At 70.3% G+C, this 26,272-nt stretch carries 27 protein-coding genes and 1 tRNA gene; 15 read left to right on the top strand and 13 right to left on the bottom strand.

The window, feature by feature from the left end; genetic code table 11:
• The first annotated feature begins 116 nt into the window (after positions 1-116).
• On the top strand, positions 117-596 hold the full coding sequence (locus P2T37_RS09225; RefSeq protein WP_276233622.1) for a type IV pilin N-terminal domain-containing protein: 480 nt from the start codon (positions 117-119) through the stop codon (positions 594-596).
• Here the strand turns inward: P2T37_RS09225 and P2T37_RS09220 are convergent, their stop codons facing one another.
• On the bottom strand, positions 597-1,400 hold the full coding sequence (locus P2T37_RS09220; protein WP_276233621.1) for an undecaprenyl-diphosphate phosphatase: 804 nt from the start codon (positions 1,398-1,400) through the stop codon (positions 597-599). It lies immediately after the preceding gene.
• Positions 1,401-1,479: 79 nt separating this feature from the next.
• Here P2T37_RS09220 and P2T37_RS09215 point away from each other — a divergent pair, with 79 nt between their 5' ends.
• Positions 1,480-2,595: a mechanosensitive ion channel family protein gene (locus P2T37_RS09215; protein WP_276233620.1), complete on the top strand. Its 1,116-nt coding sequence runs from the start codon at positions 1,480-1,482 to the stop codon at positions 2,593-2,595.
• A 39-nt stretch (positions 2,596-2,634) separates the two neighbouring features.
• Positions 2,635-3,948, top strand: a complete 1,314-nt coding sequence (locus P2T37_RS09210; RefSeq protein WP_276233619.1) for a tRNA pseudouridine(54/55) synthase Pus10 — start codon at positions 2,635-2,637, stop codon at positions 3,946-3,948.
• Between the two features lies 1 nt (position 3,949).
• Here P2T37_RS09210 and P2T37_RS09205 read toward each other — a convergent pair whose 3' ends face one another.
• Entirely contained in the window at positions 3,950-4,144 is a 195-nt protein-coding gene (locus tag P2T37_RS09205) for a hypothetical protein (protein ID WP_276233618.1), read from the bottom strand.
• A gap of 76 nt (positions 4,145-4,220) precedes the next feature.
• Between P2T37_RS09205 and rnhB the strand changes: the two genes are divergently transcribed.
• Positions 4,221-4,850: a ribonuclease HII gene (rnhB, locus tag P2T37_RS09200; RefSeq protein WP_276233617.1), complete on the top strand. Its 630-nt coding sequence runs from the start codon at positions 4,221-4,223 to the stop codon at positions 4,848-4,850.
• 33 nt (positions 4,851-4,883) lie between these two features.
• On the opposite strand, the gene P2T37_RS09195 is transcribed toward rnhB, so the two are convergent.
• The 3 genes from P2T37_RS09195 to secF all read right to left on the bottom strand — a co-directional run bounded on the left by P2T37_RS09195 (position 4,884) and on the right by secF (position 8,740).
• The gene (locus P2T37_RS09195) at positions 4,884-6,203 is read right to left on the bottom strand and encodes a S8 family serine peptidase (RefSeq protein WP_276233616.1); all 1,320 of its coding nucleotides are present in this window, start codon (positions 6,201-6,203) and stop codon (positions 4,884-4,886) included.
• Positions 6,204-6,308: 105 nt separating this feature from the next.
• Positions 6,309-7,886, bottom strand: coding sequence for a preprotein translocase subunit SecD family protein (locus P2T37_RS09190; protein WP_276233615.1), 1,578 nt, complete (start codon positions 7,884-7,886; stop codon positions 6,309-6,311).
• On the bottom strand, positions 7,883-8,740 hold the full coding sequence (gene secF, locus P2T37_RS09185) for a protein translocase subunit SecF (RefSeq protein ID WP_276233614.1): 858 nt from the start codon (positions 8,738-8,740) through the stop codon (positions 7,883-7,885). The genes P2T37_RS09190 and secF overlap by 4 nt, the downstream gene beginning before the upstream one ends.
• A gap of 119 nt (positions 8,741-8,859) precedes the next feature.
• On the opposite strand from secF, the gene P2T37_RS09180 reads away from it, so the two are divergent.
• From P2T37_RS09180 to P2T37_RS09170, 3 genes are all read left to right on the top strand, one after another.
• Positions 8,860-9,168 (top strand): DUF7968 family protein, encoded by a 309-nt coding sequence (locus P2T37_RS09180; protein WP_276233613.1) that lies wholly within the window; start codon positions 8,860-8,862, stop codon positions 9,166-9,168.
• Positions 9,169-9,229: 61 nt separating this feature from the next.
• Positions 9,230-9,454: a hypothetical protein gene (locus P2T37_RS09175; protein WP_276233612.1), complete on the top strand. Its 225-nt coding sequence runs from the start codon at positions 9,230-9,232 to the stop codon at positions 9,452-9,454.
• A 32-nt stretch (positions 9,455-9,486) separates the two neighbouring features.
• A complete protein-coding gene (locus P2T37_RS09170) occupies positions 9,487-10,290 on the top strand; it encodes an MOSC domain-containing protein (RefSeq protein ID WP_276233611.1) in 804 nt (267 codons plus the stop codon).
• Here the strand turns inward: P2T37_RS09170 and P2T37_RS09165 are convergent.
• From P2T37_RS09165 to P2T37_RS09150, 4 genes are read right to left on the bottom strand one after another with little or no spacing between them, the layout of a single operon-like run.
• On the bottom strand, positions 10,268-10,753 hold the full coding sequence (locus P2T37_RS09165; RefSeq protein WP_276233610.1) for a DUF5812 family protein: 486 nt from the start codon (positions 10,751-10,753) through the stop codon (positions 10,268-10,270). The two genes, P2T37_RS09170 and P2T37_RS09165, sit on opposite strands and share 23 nt — an antisense overlap.
• Positions 10,754-10,794: 41 nt before the next feature.
• Positions 10,795-11,340 (bottom strand): DUF8056 family protein, encoded by a 546-nt coding sequence (locus P2T37_RS09160; RefSeq protein ID WP_276233609.1) that lies wholly within the window; start codon positions 11,338-11,340, stop codon positions 10,795-10,797.
• Between the two features lie 44 nt (positions 11,341-11,384).
• Positions 11,385-11,996, bottom strand: coding sequence for a hypothetical protein (locus tag P2T37_RS09155; RefSeq protein ID WP_276233608.1), 612 nt, complete (start codon positions 11,994-11,996; stop codon positions 11,385-11,387).
• Positions 11,997-12,022: 26 nt separating this feature from the next.
• Entirely contained in the window at positions 12,023-12,730 is a 708-nt protein-coding gene (locus P2T37_RS09150; protein ID WP_276233607.1) for an enoyl-CoA hydratase/isomerase family protein, read from the bottom strand.
• Positions 12,731-12,790: 60 nt separating this feature from the next.
• On the opposite strand from P2T37_RS09150, the gene P2T37_RS09145 reads away from it, so the two are divergent.
• Both P2T37_RS09145 and P2T37_RS09140 read left to right on the top strand, forming a co-directional pair.
• Positions 12,791-13,441 carry a DUF7114 family protein gene (locus P2T37_RS09145; protein WP_276233606.1) on the top strand — a complete coding sequence of 217 codons (651 nt, stop codon included), beginning with the start codon at positions 12,791-12,793 and terminating at the stop codon, positions 13,439-13,441.
• A 29-nt stretch (positions 13,442-13,470) separates the two neighbouring features.
• Positions 13,471-13,542, top strand: a tRNA-Thr gene (locus P2T37_RS09140).
• 32 nt (positions 13,543-13,574) lie between these two features.
• On the opposite strand, the gene P2T37_RS09135 is transcribed toward P2T37_RS09140, so the two are convergent.
• On the bottom strand, positions 13,575-15,269 hold the full coding sequence (locus P2T37_RS09135) for a hypothetical protein (protein ID WP_276233605.1): 1,695 nt from the start codon (positions 15,267-15,269) through the stop codon (positions 13,575-13,577).
• Positions 15,270-15,473: 204 nt separating this feature from the next.
• On the opposite strand from P2T37_RS09135, the gene P2T37_RS09130 reads away from it, so the two are divergent.
• From P2T37_RS09130 to P2T37_RS09105, 6 genes are all read left to right on the top strand, one after another.
• A complete protein-coding gene (locus P2T37_RS09130) occupies positions 15,474-17,501 on the top strand; it encodes a type II/IV secretion system ATPase subunit (RefSeq protein ID WP_276233604.1) in 2,028 nt (675 codons plus the stop codon).
• Entirely contained in the window at positions 17,498-19,573 is a 2,076-nt protein-coding gene (locus P2T37_RS09125; RefSeq protein ID WP_276233603.1) for a type II secretion system F family protein, read from the top strand. The genes P2T37_RS09130 and P2T37_RS09125 overlap by 4 nt, the downstream gene beginning before the upstream one ends.
• A 188-nt stretch (positions 19,574-19,761) precedes the next feature.
• Positions 19,762-20,772, top strand: a complete 1,011-nt coding sequence (gene aceA, locus P2T37_RS09120; protein ID WP_276236168.1) for an isocitrate lyase — start codon at positions 19,762-19,764, stop codon at positions 20,770-20,772.
• A gap of 143 nt (positions 20,773-20,915) precedes the next feature.
• Positions 20,916-22,214 carry a malate synthase AceB gene (gene aceB, locus P2T37_RS09115; protein ID WP_382211300.1) on the top strand — a complete coding sequence of 433 codons (1,299 nt, stop codon included), beginning with the start codon at positions 20,916-20,918 and terminating at the stop codon, positions 22,212-22,214.
• Between the two features lie 61 nt (positions 22,215-22,275).
• A complete protein-coding gene (locus P2T37_RS09110) occupies positions 22,276-22,755 on the top strand; it encodes a pyruvoyl-dependent arginine decarboxylase (RefSeq protein WP_276233602.1) in 480 nt (159 codons plus the stop codon).
• Between the two features lie 65 nt (positions 22,756-22,820).
• Positions 22,821-23,138 carry a DUF5811 family protein gene (locus tag P2T37_RS09105; RefSeq protein ID WP_276233601.1) on the top strand — a complete coding sequence of 106 codons (318 nt, stop codon included), beginning with the start codon at positions 22,821-22,823 and terminating at the stop codon, positions 23,136-23,138.
• Between the two features lie 10 nt (positions 23,139-23,148).
• Here P2T37_RS09105 and P2T37_RS09100 read toward each other — a convergent pair whose 3' ends face one another.
• The 3 genes from P2T37_RS09100 to infB are packed head-to-tail and all read right to left on the bottom strand — an operon-like array spanning position 23,149 to position 26,231.
• Positions 23,149-23,322 carry a DUF8015 family protein gene (locus tag P2T37_RS09100; protein ID WP_276233600.1) on the bottom strand — a complete coding sequence of 58 codons (174 nt, stop codon included), beginning with the start codon at positions 23,320-23,322 and terminating at the stop codon, positions 23,149-23,151.
• A 53-nt stretch (positions 23,323-23,375) separates the two neighbouring features.
• Positions 23,376-24,374 carry an NAD-dependent epimerase/dehydratase family protein gene (locus tag P2T37_RS09095; protein WP_276233599.1) on the bottom strand — a complete coding sequence of 333 codons (999 nt, stop codon included), beginning with the start codon at positions 24,372-24,374 and terminating at the stop codon, positions 23,376-23,378.
• 42 nt (positions 24,375-24,416) lie between these two features.
• Entirely contained in the window at positions 24,417-26,231 is a 1,815-nt protein-coding gene (gene infB / locus P2T37_RS09090; RefSeq protein WP_276233598.1) for a translation initiation factor IF-2, read from the bottom strand.
• Between the last annotated feature and the right edge of the window lie 41 nt (positions 26,232-26,272).

Here is a 26,272-nt window from a genome sequence, read left to right as displayed (position 1 = left end):
ACGCGCGGGTATCGCTCGACGCCGGCACCGGTAACGCAATAATTATGTCCGGTTGGCCGACAGTACCGACAACGCCCCCCGGGGCGGGCGGCGAACCGGGGGACGGGGGACACAGAATGCATCTACGAGAGTTCTTCCGCGCGGACTCGGGGGTATCGAACGTCATCGGCGTGACAGTGCTGGTCGCCATCACGCTCATTCTCGCGACCGTCGTCGGGGCCTACGCCTTCGACCTCGGGGGAACGAGTTCGGAGAGCCCGCCGCAGGCCTCCTTCGAGGTCACCTTCCCGAACTCGACGTACGCCGCGGGCGAGGGCGGCGACGTCGTCAGAATCGTCCACAACAGCGGCAACGGCGTCGACGCGCGGAACCTCGACGTCACCGTGGGCGACACGCGGTTCACGGAACTGGCCACGGACGGCGGTGGCGTCGCCGAGCCGTTCCCGCGCGACGTGGGACCGGGCGCGACGCTGCAACTGCGCGACGGCGGCGGCAACGGCGACTTCGCGCCGGGCGAGGAGGTCCGCATCATCTGGGAGTCGTCGGACGGCGAGTCCACCGCGACGCTCGGCACCGGGACGGTGCCGGAGCCGTAGTCACAGCGCGGTGAGGAGGCCGCCGACGACGGCGAGCGTCCCGAGCCCGAGACACACCGCCCAGAAGGCGACGCGCTCCACGACGCGCAGCAGCGCGTCGATGGTGAGGTAGCCGACGACGGCCGAGACGGCGACGGCGACGGCCGCGGCCGTCGGCGAGAGCGTCGGCACGCCGTCCGCGAGCACGAGCAGCCCCGCGCCCGCGGCGGCCGGAATCGAGAGCAGGAAGGAGAGCCGGAAGGAGGCCTCGGCGTCGTAGCCGCGGAGGATGAGCGCCGACACCGTCGTCCCCGACCGCGAGACGCCGGGGAGGATGGCGAGCCCCTGGAGGACGCCGACGAGCACGGCGTCCGAGAGCGTCGGTTCCTCGCGGCTTCCGAGGCGGGCGTCCGCGAGCCGCTGGAGCAGTCCCGTCGCGACGAGCAGGACGCCGATGAGGACGATGAACGCGCCGCCCGCGAGGACGGGGAACAGCTCTTCGAGGGTGGCGTAGGCGGCGATGCCGACGACGCCGGAGGCGAGCGTCGCGACCCCCAGGAACGTCACCTCGGGGGTCGCGCTCGGGGCCGAGGGCCGCCACTCCGGCAGCCGTCGGAGCAGCCCCGCTATCTCGTCGCGGTAGTAGGCCGTGGCGGCCATCGCCGTGCCGGCGTGGAGGAACAGGGCGAACTCCGTGGCGGCGCTCGGCGGCAACCCCTCGACGGCGGTGAGGTAGATGGCGATGTTCCCCTCCGAGGAGACGGGGAGCCACTCGAACACCCCCTGGAGGACGCCGACGACGACGGCGAGCCACAGCCGGTCCATACGCTGAGGGTGCGACGGCGCGGCTTGAAGCCGGCGGTTCCCGCCGGCACCGCTATATCGGCCGGCGGGAATACCGTGCATGGTTGCAGGTATCGAGGGGGCGCTCGCGGGGCTCCCGCCGTGGGCGGCGCTGCTCGTCGTCGTCGGGGGGTCGCTCGCCGTCGCCCGGCTGGTCCAGGTGGGCGGCGACCGCGTCGTGAAACGCGTCACGAAGCGCATCGAGGGGGACGTGGACGACGCCGTGCTCGGGACGCTCCACCCGGCGCTGTACGTCACCATCGCGCTCACGGGGCTCTACTACGCGCTGGGACCGCTGTCGCTGTCCGTCGTGGCGGTTCCCGCCGAGGTGACGACGAACCTCGAACGCACCGTCCTCTCGGCGGTCGTCTTCGTGTGGGCGTTCACGCTCGTTCGGCTGGGTCGGCGCGTCTCGACGGCGCTCACCGCCGACCGGGAGAAGGCCGAGGGGAGCGTCGTCCCCATCTTCCAGAACGTCTGGACGGCGGCGCTCATCGGCCTGACCGCGTTCGCGCTGCTGCGCCTGTGGAACTACGACGTGACGCCGCTGCTCGCCTCGGCGGGTATCATCGGCATCGTCGTCGGCTTCGCCGCCCGCGACACCATCGCGAACCTGTTCGGCTCCATCGCGCTGTTCTTCGACGGGACGTACAAGGTCGGCGACTGGATCGTCCTCGAATCGGGCGACCGCGGGCGCGTCGAGGACATCTCCATCCGCTCGACGGTCATCCGCACGCGCGACGACGTGCTCGTCACCGTGCCGAACTCCATCCTCAACTCCGCGAAGGTCGTCAACGAGTCCACCCCGCGGCGCAAGCGCCGTATCCGGGTCCCGGTCGGCGTCGCGTACGGCACCGACTACGACCTGCTGGAGGAGACGCTCCTGGGCGTGGCGGCGGCGACGAAGCCCGTCCTCGACGCGCCCTCGGCCCGCGTCCGGATGCGGTCGTTCGGCGACAGCGCGATAGAGGTCGAACTGCTCTGCTGGGTTCCCGACCCCGTGCTCAGGGGGAGAGCGACCCACGACCTCAACGTCGGCATCTACCGCGCGTTCGCGGAGGCGGGCATCACGGTGCCGTTCCCCCAGCGCGAGGTGCGCCTGCTCGGCGAGGGGGCCGCGACGGCGGCCGGGGCGGACGGGGCGGTCCCCGAGGCCGCGGGCGCGGACGACGACTGACCCGAAGGGCACTTGCCGCGAGCGGCCCGAGGACGGACAATGACGCTCCTCGACGACGCCCGCGCGCTGCTCGCGACCGGGCCGCTGTGTGACGCCTGTCTCGGCCGCCCGTTCGCCGAGCGGAGCTTCGGGCTGACGAACGCCGAGCGCGGCCGGGCGCTCCGCACGACCATCGCGCTTGACGACGACGAGCCGTACGGGACGACCGACCCCGCGGACTGCTGGGTCTGCGAGGGGCTGTGCGGCCGCTTCGAGGAACTGGCCGAGCGCGCGGCCGCAGCCGTCGCGGACATCGACTTCGACACGTACCAGGTCGGGACGCGCGTCCCGCCGCTGGTCGAGGAGAACGACGAACTCCTGCGCGAGGACGCGGGGCTCGAACCGGACGCGGGCGAGGAACTCCGTAAGGAACTGAACCGCGAGGTGGGGCGGCGGCTGGGCGCGCGCCTCGAAAAGGAGGTGGACTTCGAGCGCCCGGACGTGCAACTGCTCTGTGACCTCGACGCCGACGAGGTGACGGCGACGGTCAACTCCGTGGCCGTCTACGGCCGCTACCGGAAGATAGAGCGCGACGTGCCCCAGACGGAGTGGCCCTGCTCGGACTGCGGCGGCTCGGGCCGCGTCTACGGCGTCGGCCCCTGCCCGGAGTGCAACGGCACCGGCTACCGCTACCGGACGAGTGTCGAACAGGAAGTCGCGCCGACGCTCGTCACCGCCCTGCGCGGCGAGGCGGGCGTCTTCCACGGCGCGGGCCGCGAGGACGTGGACGCGCTGATGCTCGGCGGGGGGCGACCCTTCGTGCTGGAGGTGAAGAAGCCCCACCGCCGCCACGTGGACCTCTCGGCGCTGGAGGCGGAGATCAACGAGGCGAGCGACGCCGTCGAGGTGGAGGGCCTGCGCTTCGCGACGAACGACATGATAGAGCGCGTGAAGGAACACGACGCCTCGAAGACCTACCGGATGACGGTCGAGTTCGGCGGGGAAGTCGACGACGCCGACCTCCAGCCGGTGCTCGACGAACTCCGCGGAACGACGGTCGAACAGCGCACCCCCCAGCGCGTCGACCACCGCCGGGCGGACCTCACGCGCGAGCGCACCGTCTACGACATCTCGGGGTCGACGACGGACGAGACGCACGCGACGCTCGTGATTCACGGCGCGGGCGGCCTCTACATCAAGGAACTCGTCTCGGGCGACGAGGGACGCACCGAGCCGTCGCTCGCGGGCCTGCTCGGCGTCGAGGCCGTCGTCACCGCGCTCGACGTGACCGCCGTCGAGGGCGAGGACGAGCCGTTCGAGCACCCGGACTTCTTCCGCGACGCGGAGGGCGAGAGCGAGGAGGGCGCGGCCTGAGCTACCGGCTCTCGGTCGCCCACACGACCCGTTTCACTGGCTCCCACCACCAGCGCGGGCGGAGAACGGCGAGCAGGCCGCCGACGAGCAGGGGGAGAACGGCGTAGCCGACCGGCCCCGCCGCGAAGAAGTACGCCGGGAGGACGACGAGCAGGAGGAGCAGCGCGACCGTGCCGGTCGGGAGGGGCTCGACCATGGCCGGGCTCCGGCTCCCGGCAGTAAAAGCCCCGGCGACCGACCCGCTTTAGTCGCCGCTCGCCGACCGACGAGCAATGCGATTCGGCGTCGACGAGGCCGGCAAGGGACCCGTGCTCGGCTCGATGTTCGCCGCCTGCGTCCGGGGCGACCCCGAGACGCTCCCCGAGGGCGTCGCGGACTCGAAACGCCTCGCGCCCGCCCGTCGCGAGGAACTCGACGCCGTCGTGAGGGAACGCTTCGACGTTGGCGTCGCGGAGATACCCGTCACCCGCATCGACGGCGACGAGGACATGAACACCCTCACCGTCGCGGCCCACGCCGCCGCCGTCGATGCGGGCGCGGCGGACGGCGACGCCGGGCTGTGCGACGCGGGCGACGTTTCCGAGGCGCGGTTCGCCCGCCGGGTCGCGGCCGCCTGTGAGCGCGACGTGACCGTCGAGGCGCGCCACCGCGCGGACGAGGACGACCCGCTCGTCGGCGCCGCCTCGGTCGTCGCGAAGGTCGCCCGCGACGCCCACGTCGCCGCGCTCGCCGCCGAGTACGGCGACGTGGGCAGCGGCTACCCGAGCGACCCGACCACCCGCGACTTCCTCCGCGAGTACGTCCGCGAGCACGGCACCCTGCCCGAGTGTGCGCGAGCGTCGTGGGCCACGAGCGCGGACGTGCTGGCGGCGGCCGAACAGTCGGGACTGGACGAGTTCTGAAAGAAATCGAAGGGAGTCAGGGAACGTCGGTCGTTACCGGAGCGATTCGACCGTGTTCAGCGCGTTGATGCGGCCCGCCCCGAACTCAGTCCCGCTGCTACCGTTCGTTCCCTCCGCGTTCTGCTTGATGACGCTCTCGACCTGGTTCGCGTTGAGCGAGGGGTCGAGGCTCCGGACGAGGCCGACGAGCCCCGCGACCTGCGGCGCGGCCATCGAGGTGCCGGAGATGAAGTCGTAGCCGGCGAGCCCGACGGAGGACGAAAGCGTCGTGGGCCACGTGGACAGCACGCCGTTGAGCGGGAACGGGATGTCCCCCGGCTCACCCGTTTCGCCGAGCGTCCGCGGAATCGTCTCGTACCAGCCCCCGGGCGCGGCGACCTCGATGTCGCTCGTTCCGTAGTTCGAGTAGAACGAGAGCGTGTCGGCCGGCGACGTCGCGCTGACGGTGATGACGGCCGGAACGCTATTCGGGAGCGTCAGGCCGCCGCCCTGCTGGAGGTTTCCGGAGTCATTGCCGGCCGAGCCGGTGATGACCGTACCACGGCGAACCGCGCTCTGGAAGACCCGCTGGACGTTCGCGCGGAGCTTGTTGATATCGGCCCCCGGCTGTTGGACGCCCGGAATCCCGAGGCTGAAGTTCGCGGCGTCCGCTCCGATCTCGGCCGCGTAGTCGATGCCCGCGAGGATATCGCCGAACGTCGCGCCCCCGTCGGCCGGGAACACCCGAATCGGAACCAGTTCGGCCTCCGGGGCCATCCCGACGACGCCGACCTCGCCGGTCGCCGCCGCGATGCCGGCGCAGTGGGTGCCGTGGTAGCCGGAGTCGTCCGGACCGATTTCCGGTACGTCGTCGTTCGCCACGAACGCCCGCCCGAGGTCCGCGTTAACGTTCCCGAGGTCGGGGTGGTCCAGGTCGATGCCCGTGTCGACGATGGCGATGCGGGCACCCTCGCCGGTCGCGACCTCGTGTGCGTCGCCGACCTGCATGAGGTCCTTGTCCCACTGAAGCCCGCGAAGCGCCGCGTCCTCGCCCGGTGTCGACGACGGTTCGGCGTCCACCTCGGGGAGCTCCAGCTCGACCGTGACGTCCCGGGTGACCGACGAGACCTGTCGGACGCCCGCGAGCTCGTCCGCCGCGTCGGCCGGACCGGTGACGACGGCGACGTCGCCCTCGGCGAGTTCGTGCCGGAGGGCGAAGTCGGTGTTACGGAGCCTCCGCTCGATGCTGTTTCCGTTGCTCCTGAGGAGATACTGCGCCGACCCGTCGGACGCGGACGCGAGCCCGGTGAAGGCTAGCGTCGCGCCGGCAGCACCCATCCCCCGAAGCAGCGTCCGCCTGTTAATGTCAGACATGACGTTTTCGCTGAGGAATACACCATGAAAGATATTGTGAAACTATCGGAAACTGAACGCCGGTTTAGTCGCGGCAGTACTTACGAAGTGAGGAAATCCCGCGCGTCAGTCCAGCACGACGTTACGGAGGATGTTCCCGTACGCCGGGCGGGTGACGAGGACGCCGAGCAGGACGCCGACGATGGTGACCAGCGCGAAGCCCTGCAGGTCGCCCAGCGAGAGGACGGCGAGGGGACTCATCGCGATGATAGTCGTCGCGGCGGCCGCGCCGATGACCCAGAACGCCTTGCGGAACCGCGACTGGAAGACGCGGCCCGTCGTGACGCGCTCGCCCTGCAGTATCTCGTCGGCGATGATGACGAGGTCGTCCACCCCCGTGCCGATGACGGCGATGAAGCCGGCGATGTGCGAGAGGTCGAGCGCCAGCCCGACGAGCGCCGCGAAGCCGAGGAGGAGATACACCTCGGCGGCGGCGGTGAGCACCATCGGCGCGGCGACGCCGACCTCGCGGTAGCGGAGGAAGACGACGAACGCGACGGCGAGCACCGCGACCGCGCCGGTGACGACGGAGAACGTCTTGAACTCCTGTGCCAGCGACGGCTGGAGGTAGTAGGTCGTCCCCTCGTCGATGTTCAGCGTCGTCGGGAGCGCGCCGGCCCGGAGGTCCAGCTCCAGCTGGCGCGCGGTGGACTGGTTCGGCGCGCCGATGGAGAAGGAGGGGTCGGCGACGAAGTCGCCGTTGTTGATGATGGTCGCGAGGTCGCCCATCGACGCGGCGTACACCGTCTCGCCGTCGCGAACGGTGAGCAGGCAGTACTCCGAGTCGTCCTGCGGCCCCTCGCCGAGTTCGTAGTCGCAGTTGCCGATGCCGTTGGGGTTCTGCTCGCTGGTGAACCCCTCCTCGCGCATCGTGTCCGCGAACCGCTGTGCCGCGTCGTCGTTCGAGACGGTGACGCCGACGGCGTAGCTCGTCCCCCCGCCCGGCGTCTGTCGCGTCACGACGCCGCTGACGGTGAGGTCGCTCTGGTCGAGCAGCGGCTGGCGTTCGAAGCCGGTGCCGTTCTCCGCGGGCGAGAGCGCGACGACCTGCACGCGCCCGGGCGTGCCGATGAGGCCGATGACCTCGGAGCGGTTCGCGTTGGGCACCTCGACGACCACGTAGGTCCCGTTCTCGGTCTGGGTGGTCGTCACGGAGCCGCCGGTCAGCCCGCCCTCGTTGATCTTGCTGTTGAGGACGCGGACCGTCTGGTCGCGGGTGCGCTCGGTGACGCCGAGGTCGACCTGGTTCTCGCTCACGTCGATGTCGTTCGCCCGCAACGCGGCCGCGAACTCGGCCCGGGTGACGTTCCCGGTGCGGACCTCGACCGCGCCGTTCGGGAGCTCTTGGGTGGGGTTGAGCACGGCCACGTCCGCGAGCGAGACGTTCAGCTCCGCCGCGAGGTCGCGCTGGAGCTGGTTCGGGTCGGCGTCGCCGATGTCCGGCGTCGCGTGGAGGCCGGCGAGCGGCGCGCGGATGCGCGTCCCGCCCGACAGCTCCAGCCCGTACTGGAGGTTCGTCGGCGAGGTAGCGTTCGCGTCGCCGCCGTCCGCGGCCGACCCGGAGCCGAGCGGCCCGAACAGCGCGGCCGACGACGCGACGACGAGCACGACCAGCAGGACGATGCGCCAGTTCTCCCGGATCATGAGCCGACCGCCTCGTACTTGTAGTAGCGGAGCAGGCTGACGTTGAGCATGTACGTGTTCATGAGGTCCACCGAGAGGCCGAACACGAGGATGAGTCCGACCTCGGGCAGCAGCGGAATGCCGAGCAGCGACGACGTGAGCGTCATCACGGCCATCGCGGCGATGGAGGTGAGCGTCATCGTGACGCCGGTGCGCATCGCCCGGTAGGTGGACTCGTAGAAGTCGCCCCGCCGCCTGAGGATGTGGTTGTTGAGCAGGAGGTCCGAGTCCACGCTGTAACCGATGAGCATCAGCAGCGCGGCGACCGTTCCGAGCGTGAGTTCGATGCCGAGGAGGTTCATCAGCGCCACCGGGATGACGATGTCGGAGAACGCCGACGCCACGACGGCGATGGAGGGGATGAACGTGCGGAACAGCGCGAACACGAGCACGCTCATCCCGAGGAAGGCGACCCCGATACCCAACAGCGCCTGCCGCTGTGACTGGGCCCCGAAGGAGGCCGCCCGTTCCTGTGCCTGCTCGACGGCGTACCCCTCGTCGCGGGCCTTGCCCGCCACGTCCTCGTCGGTCGGCGGGAAGGTGACGAGGTACTGGTCGCCGGTCTGTCCCACCGGCGCGACGGACTCTATCTCGGTATCGAAGACGGTGTCCAGCGAGCCGGGGTCGGAGACGTTGCCGACGCGCAGTTCGGTGCCGCCCGTGAAGGCGACGCCGAGGGCGACGGGCTTGCCCGTGAGCACGAGAAAGCCCGCGATGACGACGAGCGCCAGCGCCAGCAACACGAGGGGGACCGCGACGAGCTGGCGGTTTGAGTACCGGGAGTAGTCGACCTCCGGTACGTCGAACTCGACCATACGGCGACTGTGCGGACGCGCCGAATAAGCCTTCTCAAAGACGTACGGGCACGGTGCCCCTCCCGACCGGGGCCGACGGCGGCCGAAACCGTTCCCCCCCGTCACCGACTACCACGACCATGACCGTCGCCGAGCGCGTCGTCGTCTCCTACCCCGCGGACCTGTCGCGGTGGGGGCGCGGCCAACTGGACACCCGCCACTTCCGGGCGTGGCTGAAGCGCCGCTACCCCCGGCCCGAGCCGGGCGACGTGTGGGAGGAGTTCCTCGACGTGGGCTGTTGTGGGGACTCGCTCGACGTGCCCCTGCGCGTCGAGCGGCTGGCGGGCGGCGACGAACTCGGGGACGGGACCGACATCGTCTACGAGGAGCGCGAGGCCTGCGGACTGGCCGGCGGGTGGCGGGTCCAGAGCGCCGCCGGGCCGGAATAGGACCTCGCGGCGACGACCCGAACCGCCGACTTTTTTGTGGTCATCGTGAGAACGCGACGGCATGGACGAGGCGCTCGAAGTCGTCGACGTGGTCGCCGACTCGGGACTCGAAGGGGCCGTGACGTGGGCGCTGCGCCTGCTCGGCGTGGTGCTCCTGCTCGCGGGCGCGGGCCTGTGGCTCCTCACGGACGCCGGCCTGCTGTTCCTGCCGGCGCTGCTGCTGCTCGCCGGCGTGGTGCTGCTCGTCGCGCCGAGCGTCCTGCTGTTGTTCGCGGAACTCGCCTGAGGCTTCAAGGCCGGCCGGCCCCGAGCGGGGGTATGCCCGAACTCGCCCGCGTGCTCGTCTACCCCGTGAAGTCGCTGGACCCGCTCGCGCTCGACGCCGCCGAGGTACTCGACGCGGGCGGCCTCTCGCACGACCGCGAGTACGCGCTCGTGGACGCGGACGGCGAGTACGTCAACGCCAAGCGCGAGCGCGCGGTCCACGGACTGGCGAGCGACTTCGACCCCGACAGCGGCGCGTGGACCGTCGGCCCGCGCGACGGGGCGAGGGAGACGTTCCGTCTCCCCGACGAGCGCGACGCGGCGGCCGAGTTCCTCTCGGCGTACTTCGGCTACGAGGTCGGTATCGAGCGGGACGCGTCGGGCGGCTTCCCGGACGACACGCACCTCTCCGGGCCGACGGTGGTGGCCGAGGCGACGCTCGACGCGACGGCCGAGTGGTTCGACGGCGTCGACGCGGCGGGGATGTGCCGTCGCCTGCGCCCGAACCTCGTGGTGTCGGGCGTGGAGCCGTTCTGGGAGGACCGCCTCTACGGCGACGCGGGCGAGGTGGTCCCGTTCGAGATAGGGGGGACGCGCTTCGAGGGCGTGAACCCCTGCCAGCGGTGTGCGGTGCCGACGCGCGACCCGGACACCGGGGAGGAGACGCCCGGGTTCCGCGAGCGGTTCGTCGAGCGGCGCGAGGCGACGCTCCCCGAGTTCGCCGCGCGCGGCCGCTACGACCACTACTTCCGGCTGATGGTGAACACGCGCGTGCCGCGGGAAACGGTCGGCGAGCGGGTCGCCGTCGGGGACGGAATCGAGGTCGGAGGGACGGTCAGGGAAGGTAGCGCACGCTGACGAGACCCTCGTCGGCGTCCGAGCGCACCTCGACGCGGTTCACGTCGGGCATCCGGGCCGCGCGGGCGAGCGTCTCGTCGTCCTCGACCACGTCGCGGACGGCGTCGTCGGTGTCCGCGGGCGGCACCGAGAGCACGTGTATCTCGCCCATCCCGGCGCGCTCCCGCTTCGTGAGGTCGCCCACCGACTGCTCGGCGGCGACCTCGCGCTCGTGTGCGGTCGGCGGTTCGGGGCTCTCCTCGACGGCGACGCTTCTGCGCGCGGCCACCTCGACCACGGTGTGGGTCACCTCCAGCGGCGGTTCGGGCGCAAGCGTCGCCTCCAGCACGTCGCCGGCCTCGACGCCGGGGTTGTCGCCCAGCGTGTGGACGCGGCTCGAATCCACGTCCCGCAGGACGGCGGAGTCGGCCTCGGCGTGGGTGACGACGAAGGTGCCCTCCGTCTCGTCGGTGTCGTCGGTCATAGGGGAGGAAAGCGCCCCGGGCCGTTTCACCTCGTCGGTCCCTACCGGTAGCGCCGGTGGACGAGCCAGACGAGCGCGGCGGCGGCGGCCGGAATCAGCGGCGAGGCGACCGCGGGCACGGCGTACAGCAGCGAGATGACGGGCGCGAAGACGCCGCGGGGAACGGGCCGGGTCGTCGGCTCGCCGTCGAGGACGAACTCCGGCGGGATGGAGGCGACGACGAGCAGGTACAGCGAAAGCAGATACACGAGCCCCGCGGCCGCGACGGCGCGGTCGTAGCGGGCGTCCGACCCCTCGCGGCGGTGGTGGCGCGCGACGAGCAACACCGGGCCGACGACGGGGAGCACGACGAGGAAGCCGACCATCAGCACGAACGTCCGGACGAACGAGGAGGTTCCCCCGGCCGCGAGGCCCGTCGATTGGGCGATGCTGACGACGAACGCCAGCCCGAACCCCAGCCCCAGCAGGGCCGCGAGCAGACCGCCCGCGACGACGTACAGCCGGAACAGCCGCGAGTCGCTCCGCCGGAAGGCGTACGGGAACGCGCCGAACAGTCCCCCGTAGCCGTCGGCGGCGCTGTCTGTCATACTCGGGGTAGGGACGGCGCGGACAAAAGCGGCGCGACCGCGGGTCAGTTCTCGGCGACGACGATGCGGACGCTATCGCCCTCCTGCAGGACGTACTGCGTCGGGTCCACGTCCTCCCCGTTCACCGCGACGGTGACGTTCGCGTTCTCCCCGTCGGTGTAGGTCGTTCCCCGGTAGGTCACGGAGTCGTCGGTGACGCCGATGTCGAGGGTGTACATCGCCCACTCCAGCGTGACGCCGCGGGCGTGTGCGTGCCACTCCGTGCCGTCGCGGGCCTCGAAGTGCCACTCGTTCGCCTGGAGCTGGTAGCGGTCCCGCGAGAAGTCCACCGCGGAGCCCATGACGCTCATCTCCATCGTCCCGTGGTAGTGGACCGCGCGGTAGTCGGTGGGCGTCTGGGCCACCTTCGCGACGCCGTCCGGGGTGCCGGAGCCCCCGCCGGAGAAGAACACCACGTAGCCGACGACGGCCGCAGCGGCCACGAGGACGAGCGCCAGCGCGACGGGCGCGGCGCCGATACCCCCGTCGTCGCCGTCGAGCGCCGCGACCCGGCGCTGTTCGATGGGGCCGAGGTCGTCGGGGTGCTCGTCGGCGAGGTGTTCGAGGTAGGCCGTCTCCGTGTCGAAGTCGGCCCCGCAGTAGTCGCAGTCGGTCATTGCTCCGTCTAGTCGCTCGGACGCTTCTATCCGTTTCGGTGCGCCGCCAGCGCGTCGGCGTGTTCGTCCAGCAAGGCGACGAAGGCGTCCGCCTCGGCCGCCTCGCGCTCGGCGCGCGTGCCGCGGTGGCGACCCAGCCGCGTCAGCGCCGCGAGCGCGCTCGGGTCGTTGGCGGCTATCTCGGCGGCCACGTCGGCCGGGTCCGGAACCACCCGCGAGACGAGACCCGCCTCGCGGGCCGCCTCGGCGTCGACGACCCGGCCGGACAGCGACAGGTCGGCCGCGTGGCTCGCGCCCACGGCCTCGGGGAGGCGAACGGTGCCGCCCCACGCCCCGAACAGCCCGAAGGTGACCCCGGGCTCCGCGAAGGTGGCGTCGGGCGTCGCGACACGCACGTCGGCCGCGAGCGCGAGTTCCACGCCGCCGCCGCGGGCCGCGCCGTTCACGCCCGCGACGACGACGGCGTCGCTCGATTCTATCGCGTCCATCGTCCGCTGACCGCGCGCGACGAACGCCCGGCCCGCGGACTCGCTCTCGGCGGCCGCGGCCACGGACGCGAGGTCCGCACCCGCACAGAAGGCGTCGCCCGCCCCGCGGAGGTGGACCACGGGCGTCGGCGCCTCCGTCACGGCGTCGGCGAGCGCGTCGAGTCCGTCGGGCGTGAGCGCGTTGCGCGCGTCGGGCCGGTCGAGCGTCACCGTACGCACCCGGTCGCCGTCCTCGATGCGGAGCATGCGCGACGCTGGCCGGGGGTTTCCAAAGGTCTTTGCCCTTCGCTCGCCTACTTTCGGCCGATGGATTACGCCGCCGCGGTCCGCGGGGCCGCCGGAGACGCCGTCGCCGACATCGTCCCCGAGGAGTTCCGGGACGATATCGAGGCGTTCCTCGCCGACGGCTCCCCCGTCCCCGGCGTTCTCACGCTGTTGGCCGCCGAGAGCGCCGGCGCCGACCCCGCGGCGCTGACCGAACGCGCCGTCGGCGTCCAGCTCATCTACGACGGCCTGCGGCTCACCCGCCGGCTCGCGAACGACGACCCGTGGGACGGCGGCGACGCCCCCCGCGAGGCCCGCGAGCGCGCGAACGTCGATATCCTCGCCGCCGACGTGCTCGTCTCGCGCGGCTTCTTCCTGCTCGCGCGCACCGACGCCGCCACCGAGGCCGTCGAGGTGGTCCGCGCGTTCGGCCGCGACCAGACCGAACGCCGCGACGCCGACGACCCGGCCGCGCTCGACGACGAACTCGAAGTCGACGTGCTCACGCTCGCGCTCGTCGCCGGCACCACGGCCGCCGGGGAGACCCCCGGGGACACCGGCCCGCTCGCCCGCGAGTTCGCCGGCCGCTACGACGACGGCTTCCCCGAACCCGCGACGCTGTTCGACGACGGCGCCCGAACCCGAATCGCCGGCGTCACCGGCGGCGGGCGACCCCTGAATCGAAACGACTAAAGACGCCAGCGGGCTACCCGATAGTGCGTGCCTGGGTAGCTTAGCGGTAAAGCGCGTCCTTGGTAAGGACGAGACCCCGGATTCAAATTCCGGCCTAGGCTCTTTCCGCACTCTCGACCGAAAACGGGAGTCGCTACTCCGCCGTCGGGGCGACGAAGTACGTCTCGCGACGCTCGCCGTCGATGAGGACCGAGAAGACGAAGTAATCCCCCTGTTCTATCTCCTCCTGACTGCGGTTACGTATCTCGACGTCGAACTCGAGCGTCCGGTTCGCGCCCGGCGGGACGACTATCGAGACCGACTCCGTCGACCCGGAGAGAGTCAGGTTTCGGTTCGGGCTCTGAAGTACCGCGTACGGGGAAATCGCTCGGTTGTTGTTCTGCGATTCCCCGAAGAAGAAGGCGTACCGGATACCGGTTATCTCCCGTCCCTCGGAGCCGGTGTTGTTGAACGTGATGTCGAGGTTCGTCGTGCCGCTCTCGAAGGTGGTCGACTCGAGCACCAATCCGATCTCGGGATTGAACGCGGTCGTGGTACGGTTGATCTTGCTCGCGTTGATGACCCGGATATCCGCGGTCGCGTTCCCCGGCCCGGACTCGTCGTAGCCGTCGAAGCCGTCCGCGAGCGTCGTCCGGATATCGACCGAAACGGGACTGCTGGATATCTCGCCCGGCGCGTCGTACGTCACGACGAGTTCGCCGTCGTCGTTCGTCGTCACGTCGGACAGGGTCGCGTTCTCCCTCCCGTTGACGGAGACGCTCCCCTGTGTAATCGGACTGAGTCCGACGTCGAGTTCGGCGTCGGGCACGGGGTTGTCGTACTCGTCGCGGACCTCGAAGACCACCTCGCGTGTGCCGCCCTCGGGAACGCTCTGGCCGTCGCCGCTGACGACCGTGATGTACTCGGGCGTCGGTTCCGGTTCGTCCGAGGGTCCGACGGAGACGCGGGCGACGTCGAACCGGTACGTCGTGCCGGGTTCGAGCGTCAGCGTCAGGTTCGCGGGCGTGGTGCTGTCGTCGTAGACGCACTGCGCCACGTACGCGCCGTCCGTGTCGTCGTCGGTGGGGTCGTCGGTTCGGGTGTCCGCACAGGTGGTCGCGCCGGGGTCGTCGAGTTGGCCCGCGAGGAGGTCGGTCACCCAGACCTCCTCCGGGACGCGTGTGGGGACGGTGACGTTGATGGGGTCGGACGTGTTCCGAACGCCGACGGTCGAGCGCGAGACGCTGACCGGTTCCACGTCCACGGCGAGCGAGGTCGCCTGCGAGGTGGCGAGGTCGCCCTCCAGCGTGACGAGCGTTATCTCGCGCCCGTCGACGAGCCGCTGGCCCGACAGCGGGACGGCCCCGTCGTCGCCGAAGTCGTTGTACGCGACCGTCCCCTCGATGCGCGTGGTGCCGGCCTCGCGGTAGTAGTTGTACTCGGGGGTGAACGCGACGGCTCGGGTGGTGTAGGTCCGGTTCGTGCCGTTCCAGACGTCCCCGACGTCGGCCGCGTCGGACTGCGCGTTCGCGACGACGACGGCCGCGGGCCCCGTCGTTCGGAAGGTCCCCGACCCGGAGGAGGGGTTCAGCCCGAGCGTCCGCGGCGGGTAGTTCACGCCGAGACGGAGGCCGACGGTGTCGCCGGTGCCGGCGCTCGCGCTCCGCCGGACCGCGTTCCGTAGCTCGACCATGTCCCCCTGTATCTCCTGGCTGTGTGCCAGCTCGACGTCCTCGTTCGCGTTCGGCACCGCGACCGACTGGTAGACGCCGAGCGCACTGACCAGTATCGCGAACACGAGTATCCCGCCCAGTACCTCCGAGACCCCCCGGTCCGTTCCCCCCTGCATCACACCCGTCAGTTGAGACGTTCCTACTAAACCTTGTGGGGCGAATCGGGAAACGACGGCCGAAGGAGTGTGTAATTGTCCACCGAGCCCCGAGGCGCCGGTTTCCTCCCGTCGAGGGGGCGAACCGCGGCCCGGCACGGGGTTCTCCCACCGTGAGAACGCGCCCGAATTTTTATCGGTGGTGACGTATTGTTCTCTAATGACATGGGGGTCGATGACGGGGGACCATCGGGGGATAGCGGCGCGAGCGAGGGGAGCGACGGCCTCTCCGCGCGCCTGAACGAGCGGCTGTCGCGGACGCGGGCGACGCTGAGCGGGCTGCTCGGGAGCGAGCGGCGGCCCGTGGAGGAGCGGCGCGACATGGACGCCGTCGAGTCGTTCACGCCGCCGCCGCTCCCGGACTCGGTGGAGGGCCACCGAACGCGCGGCGAGGTGCTCGGCGACGTGGTCGACCACTTCGAGAGCGCGGACCTCGCCTTCGACCGCCAACCGGACGCCGAGGCCGTCCGGAAGCGCTTCTTCGACTTCTCGTACCTCGCGGACCACGAGGAGGTGGAGCGCTACTGGGTGAACGAGCCGTACGCGTACGTGACCATCGTCCGCGACCTCCGGGCCGACGAGCTCCGCTACCGGGTCGTGGAGCCGTACCTCTCCGAGTTCGAGCGGTACGTGCTGGAGGAGCTGACCAAGCACCTCCGCAACAGCCTGATGTACTACGACGTGGCGGACGGCAGCGACCGGGCGTCGCTGTTCGAGCGGAAGGCGGCCGACCTCGTGCGCGAGCACACCGCGGCGGTGACGACGCTGTCGCTGTACAAGCTGCTCTACTACCTCCGGCGCGACTTCGTGGAGTACGGCCGCATCGACCCCATCATGCACGACGAGGCCGTGGAGGACATCTCCTGTGACGGGACGGACCTCCCCGTGTTCGTCTACCACCGCGAGTACCGCGACCTCGACACGAACGTCTCGTTCGACGGCCAGGAGCTGAACTCCTTCGTCGCGCGGATGGCCCAGCGGGCGGGCAAACACATCTCCGTCTCGAACCCGCTCGTGGACGCCTCGCTGCCGGACGGGTCGCGCATCCAGCTGAGCTTCGGCGGCGACATCGCCACCCGGGGCGCGAACTTCACCATCCGGCAGTTCTCCGCGGTCCCCGACACCCCGGTCGACCTCATCAACTGGGACACGTTCTCGCTGGACCAGATGGCGTACCTGTGGCTCTGTATCGAGAACAACCGCTCGCTCGTGTTCGCGGGCGGCACGGGGTCGGGTAAGACCACGAGCCTGAACGCCGTCTCCTTCTTCATCCCGAAGAAGAGCAAGGTCGTCTCCATCGAGGACACACCCGAGGTGAAGCTCCCCCACGAGAACTGGATACAGAGCCTCACCCGCGAGTCCGTCACCGCCTCCGGCGAGGGGTCGGTGACGATGTACCAACAGCTCCAGACGGCGCTGCGCCAGCGCCCGGAGTACATCCTCGTCGGCGAGATACGCACGGAGTCGGAGGTGGCGCTCACCTTCTTCCAGGCGATGGCGACGGGGCACACCGCCTACACGACGGTTCACTCGGAGTCCGTCACTGGCGTCATCAACCGCCTGGAGAACGAGCCGCTGTCCGTCCCGACGCAGATGATAAAGGAACTCGACATCGTCTCCATCCAGAAGCAGGTGATGCTCGACGGCGAGCGCGTCCGCCGCAACGACAGCATCACCGAGATAGTGGACGGGGGCGGCGGAACCCAGGACATCCTCGTCGACACCGTCTTCGAGTGGGACGCGGAGTCGGACTCGCACAACGACTTCGTGGACTCGTCGGTGTTCGACGACATCGCGGAGGACCGCGGCTGGACCGACCGCCGCATCCGCGAGGAGTTCCGCGACCGCCGCGAGGTGCTGGCGTACCTCGTCGAGAACGACATCACGTGGCACGAGGACGTCGCGCGCGTCATCCACGGCTTCATGAAGTCGCCCGACCGGGTGCTCGAACGGGTTCGGGACGACACGCTCGACCCCACCTCGCTCACGCTCGCGCCGGCACCGACCCACGAGCGGGCCGCGCCGCCCGACACGGCGGCCCCGGCGGACCCGGACGGTGACGGGGAGGAACTCGAGGACCTCGTCCCCGCGGTCCGGGAGATAGACCCTCTGCTCGACGAGGACGGCGAACCGTTCCCGGACGCGACGGCCGCGGTCCGCGAGCGCGACGACGGCGACGGTGGTGACCCGTGAGCAACGAGGACCGCGGGGAGGCCGAGTCGGCGCTCGGCGACCTCGTCGGCGACGACGAGGACGACGTGCCCGTGCCCGGCTACGAGGCGGAACAGTACCTGCCCTCGGGCACCGTCTCGGAGGACCGCCGCGAGATGTTCCGCCGCGAGTTCGGCCTCGTGCGGGCGTTCTTCCGGTCGCGGCCCGCCCGCTACTGGCGGCTCCAGCGGCGGCTGAACCAGGCCCGCGTGGGGACGACGTACGACCGCTACCTCACCCGGTCGGTGACGCTCGCGACGTTCGCGGGCATCGCGGGCGCGCTCGCGGGTGCCCTGCTGACCGTCGTGTTGACGCGGCTGGGCGTCCTCGGGAGCATCGACTCACCGGTGAACTTCGGCACGGGGGCGCTGGTGCGGTTCGTCGCGGAGAACGAGGTGGTCGTCGGGGGCGCGGCGCTGGCGCTCGTGCTGGCGCTCGTCGGCTTCGGCACGGTCTGGGTGGCACGGCTCTACTACCCGTCGCTCGTCATCGACTCGCGGCGGCGCAACATCGACGTGAACCTCCCGCACGCCATCGTCTACATGTACGCGCTGTCGTTCGGCGGGATGGACCTGCTGGAGGTGCTCGAACGCACGGCCGGGGCCGACGAGACGTACGGCAACGTCTCCGACGAGTTCGACATGATCATCCGCGACGTGGAGCTGTTCGGCGCGGACCTCTACACCGCCATCCGCAACGCGCGCAACCTCACGCCGTCGGACAACCTCGAGTCGTTCCTCGACGACCTGCTGTCGGTGCTCGACTCGGGAGGCGACATGACCGGCTTCCTCCGCGAGGAGACGGAGAAGTACATGGACCGGGCACAGAACGAACAGGAGAGCTTCCTCGACACGCTCGAACTGCTCTCCGAGGTGTTCATCGTCCTGTTCGTCGCCGCGCCGCTGTTCGTCGTGGTCATCATGATGGTGATGAGCTTCCTCGGGGAGAACACCGTTCCCTACCTGATGGTCGTCATCTACGCCGTCATCCCGCTCGTGATGGCGGCGTTCCTGGTCATCGTCTCCGTGCTGTCCGACCCGTACAAACAGCCGGACCACGACCTGAAGATACCCGACGACGGGACGCGGGTCCCGGTAACGGCCGACCTGCGGGCGTCGCCGGGCTTCGACGTGTTCCGCGGCCTCCGCCTGCGGGCGCGGGCCCGGGCGTTCCTGCGGGCGCCGCTGAAGCCGCTGTACGAGCGGCCGACGCTCACCCTCGTCGCGACGGTGCCGCTCGCCGTCCTCGCGGCCCCGCTGTCGGCGGAGCTACTGTCGGTACCGCTGCGCAGCGGCGTCCTGCTGGAGGAGCCGTTCGAGGCGACGCTGGCCCTGCTCGTCGTGCCGTTCTTCGTCGTCGCGTTCCCGCTGTCGCTGTTCTACGAGGCCGACCGGCGGCGGCGCGAGGCCATCGCCGAACAGCTCCCCGACACCCTCGACATCCTCGCGAGCGCGAACCAGATGGGCGTCCCGCTCGTGAAGGGTATCGACCTCGTCACGAAGAACGTCTCCGGGGCGCTGTCGACGGAGCTCCGGCGGACGCGCAACGACATGGAGTGGAACTACGACATCCAGAGCGGGCTGCGGGGGCTGGCCGACCGCGTCGAGGTGCCACAGCTCACCCGGACGTGTAACATCCTCGCGGAGGGGGCCCGCTCGACGGGCGAGCTCCACAAGGTGATGTCCATCGCCGCGGAGGACACCCGCCACCGCTTCCGGCTGGACCGCAACCGCCAGCAGGAGCTGAACTCCTACGTCGCCATCGTCGTCATCGGCTTCCTCGTCTACATGGGCGTGATGGTCGTCCTCGACCAGAGCTTCCTCGGCCCCATCACCGAGCAGGCGGCGAGCGCCGGGACGAACACGCAGAACCCCGTCAACCTCGACGCCGAGAGCATCGACCTCTACCACGCGCTCTTCTTCCACTCGGCCGTGGTGCAGGCCGTCGGCACCGGACTCATCGCCGGCAAGCTCACCGACAACCACGTGCTCTCCGGGCTGAAGTACAGCATCGGGCTCGTGGCCCTCTCGCTGGTCGTCTTCTACTTCGTCTGACCGCGCCGTGTGGTAATGTCTTACATATTAAGGGTAATGAGAGATTGGAGGCCCCATTACGCATTAAGAAATATTATCATTATTGTTCATAACGTTCTTGTACCACCTCCACTGCGTATGGGACGCACACAATGGGACACGACAAGGACAACGACCCCGTCGCCGAGGGTGTCCGTACCACGGACACGATGATTCGAGACGTCGATAACCCCGCCGCCCGCGAACTCCGCGAGAAGCTGAACGAGCAGGACTACGTCTTCGCGCCCGGTCTCTACCACGCGCTGGACGCCCGGCTGGCCGAGATGGCCGGGCTGGACGCGGCGTATATGTCGGGCTACTCGACGGTGCTCGGCCAGTTCGGCTTCCCGGACCTGGAGATGGTCACGATGACCGAGATGGTCGAGAACGCGAAGCGCATCGTCGAGGCCACGAGCCTCCCGGTCGTCGCCGACTGTGACACCGGCTACGGCGGCGTCCACAACGTCCGCCGCGCCGTCCGCGAGTACGAGAAGGCCGGCGTCGCCGCCGTCCACATCGAGGACCAGACCTCGCCGAAGCGCTGCGGCCACATCGCCGGCAAGCAGATCGTCTCCCGCGAGGACGCCCGCGCCCGCTTCGAAGCGGCCGTCGACGCCAAGCAGTCCGAGGACACCATCATCATCGCCCGCACGGACGCGTACGGCTCCGCCAACGGCGACTGGGAGGAGCACCTCGAGCGCGGCCGCATCTACGCCGACGCCGGCGTCGACCTGGTCTGGCCCGAGATGCCGGACCCCTCGCGCGAGGACGCCGTCAACTACGCCGAGACCATCCACGAGACCCACCCGGACCTGAAGCTCGCGTTCAACTACTCGTCGAGCTTCGCGTGGTCCCAGGAGGAGGACCCCCTCACGTTCCAGGAGCTGGGCGACCTCGGCTACAAGTACCAGTTCATCACGCTGTACGCGCTCCACTCGGGCGCGCACGCCGTCTACGAGGACATGAAGAACATCGCGGAGAACGCCGAGGAGGCGCAGTTCGACCTCGAGGACCGCTACCTGGGCCACGAGACGGAGAGCCACCACCAGCTCTCGTTCGTCCCGCGCTTCCAGAACATCGAGGCGCAGTTCGACCCCGAGGCGCAGGCCCGGATGGAGTCCTCCGCGGGCTTCACCGAGGAGGGCGAGGCGGTGCTCTCCAGCGAGCAGGACGACGACTGACGGAGTCGCCGAACACGGACGACGGGGCCCGCGGTCGCGCGACGGCGACCCGGCCCCGGCGACGGGACGCCCCCGACGGCCGGCCGCCGGATTGGCCGCTTCCGTCGGTTCTTAGTAACGAGGACGTAGCCACTACCATAGACATGGAACGACGACACACACGCAAGTTCGTGCGGACCTTCTTCACCTCGCCGACGGCCGTCGAGGGGGAGGACGACTCCGCGAAGATGATCCGCCGCGCGGCCGACCTGCGCGGGATGCAGGCGCCCGACGTCTGGGTGCCGGACAACGAGGACGCCACCGCCCCGTCGATGCGCGACGAGGGCGCGCAGAACATCATCGACGTGGTGAGCGAGAAGGGGGGCGACTTCCCCGGCGAGATACACCCGCGTATCGTCTGGCACCGCGACAGCCCGACGACGCGCTATCAGGGGTTCCAGCACATGCTCACCATCGCCGACCCGGACAACGGAGCCGTCGAGAACATCGACGGGTTCGTGATTCCCGAGGTCGGCGGCATCGACGACTGGAAGAAGGCCGACGAGTTCTTCACCATCGTCGAGAACGAGCACGGCCTCGACGAGGGGAGCCTCGCCATGTCCGTCATCATCGAGTCCGGCGCGGCCGAACTCGCGATGCGGAAGCTCCGCGACGAGATGGGGAAGCCGGACAACAACCTCGAACGGATGTTCCTGCTCGTGGACGGCGAGGTCGACTACACGAAGGACATGCGCGCCATCACGCCGACCGGCGGCCTCCCGCCGTGGCCGGAACTGCGCCACAACACCTCCCGCGGCGCGAGCGCCGCCGGCTGTATCGCCGTGGACGGCCCGTACGACGACATCCGCGACGTCGAGGGGTACAACGAGCGCATGAAGAACAACCAGGCGAAGGGGATGCTCGGCATCTGGTCGCTCACCCCGGGACAGGTCGTCGAGGCCAACACGAACCCGCTCCCGCCGAAGACCGGCAGCTGGCTCCTCGACGCCGACGGCCGCGAGGTCGAACTGACCGAGGAGGACGGCGTCTTCGTCTACGACGGCGACCGCATCTCCCTCGAGGAGGACGGCGACGAGTACACGCTCACCGTCGGCGGCGACACGCAGACGCTCGACGAGGAGGAACTGCAGTCCGAACTGCTCGACCTCGCCTCCTACGTCCCGAGCATGGACGACATCGTGGACTCGATGGCCGAGTTCGAGGCCGCGAAGGAGGCCGGCACGGGCGCCATCGCCATCACGCGCGCCGCGACCCTGCGCGTGGACGGCGTCGAGGTGGACATCGCTAACGACCGGATGTGGGACGAGGCGACGTATCAGGCCGCCCAGACCCCCATCACGCTGTTCCAGGACGTGTACGAGAACCGGCCGGACCAGCACGACGAACTGGCCGAGATGTACGGCGCGGACGTGGTCGAGCGCGCCACCGACGTCGGTAACTGACACCGCCGCCCTTCTTTCCGCGAACCGTAATCCGCTTAGTCGCGACTCCCCCAGCGCCGGTATGGAACCGATCCGCGTCGTCTGGGGGACCGGGACGGCCCCGACCGAGATGGCCTCCTACGACGCCGCCCTCGCCGACGCGGGCGTCGAGAACTACAACCTCGCGTACGTCTCCTCCGTGGTACCCGCGGGCGCGACGGTCGCCGCGACCGGCACGGCCCCGGACCTCGGCCCCGTGGGCGAGCGGCTGACGGTCGTGCAGGCGCGGGAGACGGTGCCGCCGGGCGAGCGCGCGACCGCCTGCGCCGGGCTGGGCTGGTCGCAGGCCGCCGACGGCAAAGGGCTGTTCTACGAGGCGTCGGGCCGCGACCCCGATGCCGTCGAGGCGGCCGTGCGCGACGGCCTCGCCGCGGGCGAGTCCCTCCGCGCGTGGGCGTTCGAGGCGCGCGACGACCGGCTCGAAACCGCCGCGGGCGACCCGGAGGCGTACACGACGGCCGTGGTGCTCGCCGCCTACGGGGAGAGCGAACCCCTGTTGTGAGTGGTAACGTCCGACACGGGAGCCGACAGTGTTTTGCTACAACCGCCGCTAGCGGAGCCATCCGAATGCACGGAAACACGCCCGGCGAGACACCGGAGTTGACGCGCGACGAGCGGCGGCGGCTTCGCACCCGCGGCACGGCCGTCGCGGCCCGCGCCCGCGAACTGCTCCCCGAGGGGTTCGTCGTCGGCTCCGAGCTCGTGGAGGGCCACGACGGCATCCGCGCGACCATCGCCGTCCGACCGCCGAGCGGCACCGTCGTCTCCGCGGGCTTCGCGCTCGCGGAGCCGGATGACGAGGAGGCGCTCGCCCGCCAGATCGCCGCGGGCGCGGCGCTCGAAGCGATGAACAACCCCACCCGACACCCGCCCGCCGGGCGCTGATTCTACGTCTCTACGCCGGGGGGCGGACGAACAGCGCGTACGCGAGCGGCGCGACCGCGGCCACCGAGCCCGCCCCGAGCGCGAGCGGGAGCGTCACGTTCGCGAGCCACGACCACGCCAGCGCCGCGGCTACCGGTACCGGAATCGTGGCGAGGACGGCGTCGTGGCGGTCGGCCTCGGGCACACGAGGCGTGTCGGCGGCGGCCTAATTAAATATTATTACCACGCGCCGGCTGCCTACTCGCCGAGCGCGTCGAGCGCCGCGGCGGTCGCCTCCGGGTCGGGCCCGACCTCGCTTCCGTCGCGGTCGGACGCGCGGTGGTCGGCGACGGTCGCGGCGTAGGCCTCCACGGGGTCGGTGGAGTCCCACCCGAGCGCGGCGAGGTCGTCGGTCGCCGCCAGTAGCGGCGCGGGCGAGTAGAGCGGGAACGCCGACGCGTCGAGGTCGTGGGCCGCGAGTTCGCGCGCGCTCGCCGTCACGACCTCCACCTCGGTGTCGGCCGCCGCCGCGATGCGGTCGAGCGACGCCCGGAGCGACTGGGTGTTGCGGTCCGCGACGTTGTACGCCGCGCCGGCCTCGCCGCGCTCGGCGACGAGACGGAGCGCGCTCGCCACGTCGCCGACGTACGCGCGGTGGAAGAGGCTCCCGCCGTCGCCGGGGACCAACACGCGATCGTCGGCGAGGACGCGCGCGATCCAGTAGTCCAGCCGCTCGGTGTAGTCGTGCGGCCCGTAGACGAGCATCGGGCGGACGGCCGTCGCGTTCACGCCCGCGTCCGCGGCGGCGAACACCGCCCGGTCACAGGCCGCCTTCCGGGGGCCGTACAGTTCGGGGACCGATTCCATCGGGTCGGCGTCGTCCTCGCTCCGGTCGTACTCGTGGAGCGGCGTCTCCCCCTCGCGCATCGGCACGTCCTGCTCGGCGTACGACGACCCCGACGAGACGTACACGTACGCCTCGCAGTCGGCGAACACCTCCGTCGCGGTCTCGACGTGCTCTGGCACCATCCCCACGAAGTCGAAGACGTAGTCCGGGTCGTGGGCGTCGCGCGCGGCTTCGAGGTCCGCGCGCTCGTTGCGGTCGCCGCGCACGGCCGTCACGTTCTCCGTGTCGGCGAAGGGGTCGCCCGACTCCCCGCGCGAGAAGGTCGCGACCGAGTAGTCGTGTGCGAGCAGTTCTTCGACGGTGTGGCGGCCGATGAAACGGGTGCCGCCGATACACAGCGCGTCGGTCATGTCCGGTACACCGACCGGGAGGGGATAGCCGTTGTCCTCCCCCTACTTCCCCCAGAACGGGTCCCGCTTGCGCTGCTTGTCGAGGTACATCTGGAGCGCCTCGCGCTCGTCGGTCGGGAGCTCCTCGCGGAGTTCCTGTTCGAGTATCTTCGCGTGCTTCTCGGGGAGCTCGGCCCACAGTTCGTCACCCTCCTCGATCTGCCGGCCCACGGTGGGCCCGTCGATGGAGGCGGCCACGCGGTCGCCGGTGCGCGCCTCGTCGATGTCCTCCCCGTCGTCCTGGAGCGTCTTCAGCTGGCCGACGCGGTGGGCGTCGCCGTTCTCCCACTTCACGACGTTGGAGTTGCGCTTGAGCGTGCCCGAGAGGACCTCGACGCCGACCACGGCCGGGTTCGACTGCCGGAACGTGTGGTCCTTCAGTATCTGGAAGCGACACGGCCGGGCTATCTTGTCGAGCACCTGCTCCTGCTGGGCCTCCTGAATGCCCGTCACGTACTCCTCGTACTCCTCGACCAGCTGGTAGATGACGTCGTCCGAGAACACGCGGATGTTCTGGTCGCTCGCCTGCTGTTTCGCGTCCGGGAGCACCTCGACGTTGAACGCGAGGATGGCCTCGTGGGTCGGCTCGTCGGCCGTCGAGGCGACGGCCACGTCGCGCGGGGCCACGTCGCCCACCTCGGCGCGGACGATGGGCACCTCGGCTTCTTCGAGGGCGTTGGCGATGGCCTCCAGCGAGCCGAGCGTGTCGGCCTTCACGACGACGCCGTTGTCAGCCGTCTCGACGTCTATCTGGGACAGTTCCGCCTCGACGGCCTCGATGACCTCCTCGACGGGGCGGTCGCGGACCACGCGGACGGGCGCGCCCGCCATCGCGTCGTCGAGGTCCGGCGCGGCGACCTTGATACCGGTCGCGGCCGCCACGGAGTCGACCTTCTCGAACTGTTTCTCCGTGCGTATCTCCGCGAGCGGGCGCGGCTGGAGCAGCGCGCGCACCTCGGTCACGATGGGTTCGTTCTTCCCCCCGACGACGACGGTGTCGTCGGCGCTGATGGTGCCGTCGTACAGCACGATGTCGATGGTGGTGCCGAAGCCGCGCTCCTCCTTCACCTCGAGGACGGTCCCCGCGCCGGGGCCGGCCACGTCCACGGACATGTCCTCCTTGAGGTAGCGCTGGGAGAGGCCCATCAGCACGGTGAGCAGGTCGGGGATACCCTCGCCCGTCTTCGCCGACACCGGGACGACCCCGATGTTGGCCCGGAAGTCCTGGACGCGCCAGTACATGTCGGAGGAGAAGCCGTTGTCGGACATCTCGCCGATGATGCCGTACAGCCGGTCGTTGAGGTCGCCCTCGGCGCGGTCGGACTGCGCGTCGATGGACTGCTGGATGGGGACGTGGCCCTGCGGGTTCCAGCCGGGGACGGTATCGACCTTGTTCGCGGCGACGACGAACGGGGTCTCCGTGCGCTTGAGGATGTCGAGCGCCTCCAGCGTCTGCGGCTGGAAGCCGTCGTTCACGTCCACGACGAGGACCGCGATGTCGGCGAGCGCGCCGCCGCGCGACCGCAGCGTCGAGAAGGAGTGGTGGCCCGGCGTGTCGATGAACAGCAGCCCCGGCAGGTCGAAGTCGTCGGGGTCGACGAGCGACCCGGCCATCTCGCCGATGGTGTCGAGCGGCACCGCGGTCGCGCCGATGTGTTGGGTGATGGCCCCCGCCTCGCCCTCCTGGACGGCGGAGCCGCGTACCGTGTCGAGCAGCGTCGTCTTGCCGTGGTCGACGTGACCGAGGACGGCGACGATGGGCGTCCGGAGCCCCGTCGCGTCCGTCTCGGCCGACCCGGCCGCGTCGGTGTCGGACATGAGAAGTTCTTACCCGCGTTCGCCGTCGCCCGCACATAACT

This window comes from Halosegnis marinus, assembly GCF_029338355.1.
Taxonomy (GTDB): Archaea; Halobacteriota; Halobacteria; order Halobacteriales; family Haloarculaceae; genus Halosegnis; species Halosegnis marinus.
Note: the sequence above shows the minus strand (reverse complement) of the source record. Positions and strands in the feature narration are given on the sequence as shown.

Excerpts from the sequence above, each read along its gene's own strand:
- P2T37_RS09225 (WP_276233622.1), top strand. The coding sequence starts at position 117 with ATGCATCTACGAGAGTTCTTCCGCGCGGACTCGGGGGTATCGAACGTC.
- P2T37_RS09220 (WP_276233621.1), bottom strand. The coding sequence starts at position 1,400 with ATGGACCGGCTGTGGCTCGCCGTCGTCGTCGGCGTCCTCCAGGGGGTG.
- P2T37_RS09215 (WP_276233620.1), top strand. The coding sequence starts at position 1,480 with ATGGTTGCAGGTATCGAGGGGGCGCTCGCGGGGCTCCCGCCGTGGGCG.
- P2T37_RS09210 (WP_276233619.1), top strand. The coding sequence starts at position 2,635 with ATGACGCTCCTCGACGACGCCCGCGCGCTGCTCGCGACCGGGCCGCTG.
- P2T37_RS09205 (WP_276233618.1), bottom strand. The coding sequence starts at position 4,144 with ATGGTCGAGCCCCTCCCGACCGGCACGGTCGCGCTGCTCCTCCTGCTC.
- rnhB (WP_276233617.1), top strand. The coding sequence starts at position 4,221 with ATGCGATTCGGCGTCGACGAGGCCGGCAAGGGACCCGTGCTCGGCTCG.
- P2T37_RS09195 (WP_276233616.1), bottom strand. The coding sequence starts at position 6,203 with ATGTCTGACATTAACAGGCGGACGCTGCTTCGGGGGATGGGTGCTGCC.
- P2T37_RS09190 (WP_276233615.1), bottom strand. The coding sequence starts at position 7,886 with ATGATCCGGGAGAACTGGCGCATCGTCCTGCTGGTCGTGCTCGTCGTC.
- secF (WP_276233614.1), bottom strand. The coding sequence starts at position 8,740 with ATGGTCGAGTTCGACGTACCGGAGGTCGACTACTCCCGGTACTCAAAC.
- P2T37_RS09180 (WP_276233613.1), top strand. The coding sequence starts at position 8,860 with ATGACCGTCGCCGAGCGCGTCGTCGTCTCCTACCCCGCGGACCTGTCG.
- P2T37_RS09175 (WP_276233612.1), top strand. The coding sequence starts at position 9,230 with ATGGACGAGGCGCTCGAAGTCGTCGACGTGGTCGCCGACTCGGGACTC.
- P2T37_RS09170 (WP_276233611.1), top strand. The coding sequence starts at position 9,487 with ATGCCCGAACTCGCCCGCGTGCTCGTCTACCCCGTGAAGTCGCTGGAC.
- P2T37_RS09165 (WP_276233610.1), bottom strand. The coding sequence starts at position 10,753 with ATGACCGACGACACCGACGAGACGGAGGGCACCTTCGTCGTCACCCAC.
- P2T37_RS09160 (WP_276233609.1), bottom strand. The coding sequence starts at position 11,340 with ATGACAGACAGCGCCGCCGACGGCTACGGGGGACTGTTCGGCGCGTTC.
- P2T37_RS09155 (WP_276233608.1), bottom strand. The coding sequence starts at position 11,996 with ATGACCGACTGCGACTACTGCGGGGCCGACTTCGACACGGAGACGGCC.
- P2T37_RS09150 (WP_276233607.1), bottom strand. The coding sequence starts at position 12,730 with ATGCTCCGCATCGAGGACGGCGACCGGGTGCGTACGGTGACGCTCGAC.
- P2T37_RS09145 (WP_276233606.1), top strand. The coding sequence starts at position 12,791 with ATGGATTACGCCGCCGCGGTCCGCGGGGCCGCCGGAGACGCCGTCGCC.
- P2T37_RS09135 (WP_276233605.1), bottom strand. The coding sequence starts at position 15,269 with ATGCAGGGGGGAACGGACCGGGGGGTCTCGGAGGTACTGGGCGGGATA.
- P2T37_RS09130 (WP_276233604.1), top strand. The coding sequence starts at position 15,474 with ATGGGGGTCGATGACGGGGGACCATCGGGGGATAGCGGCGCGAGCGAG.
- aceA (WP_276236168.1), top strand. The coding sequence starts at position 19,762 with ATGATTCGAGACGTCGATAACCCCGCCGCCCGCGAACTCCGCGAGAAG.
- aceB (WP_382211300.1), top strand. The coding sequence starts at position 20,916 with ATGGAACGACGACACACACGCAAGTTCGTGCGGACCTTCTTCACCTCG.
- P2T37_RS09110 (WP_276233602.1), top strand. The coding sequence starts at position 22,276 with ATGGAACCGATCCGCGTCGTCTGGGGGACCGGGACGGCCCCGACCGAG.
- P2T37_RS09105 (WP_276233601.1), top strand. The coding sequence starts at position 22,821 with ATGCACGGAAACACGCCCGGCGAGACACCGGAGTTGACGCGCGACGAG.
- P2T37_RS09095 (WP_276233599.1), bottom strand. The coding sequence starts at position 24,374 with ATGACCGACGCGCTGTGTATCGGCGGCACCCGTTTCATCGGCCGCCAC.
- infB (WP_276233598.1), bottom strand. The coding sequence starts at position 26,231 with ATGTCCGACACCGACGCGGCCGGGTCGGCCGAGACGGACGCGACGGGG.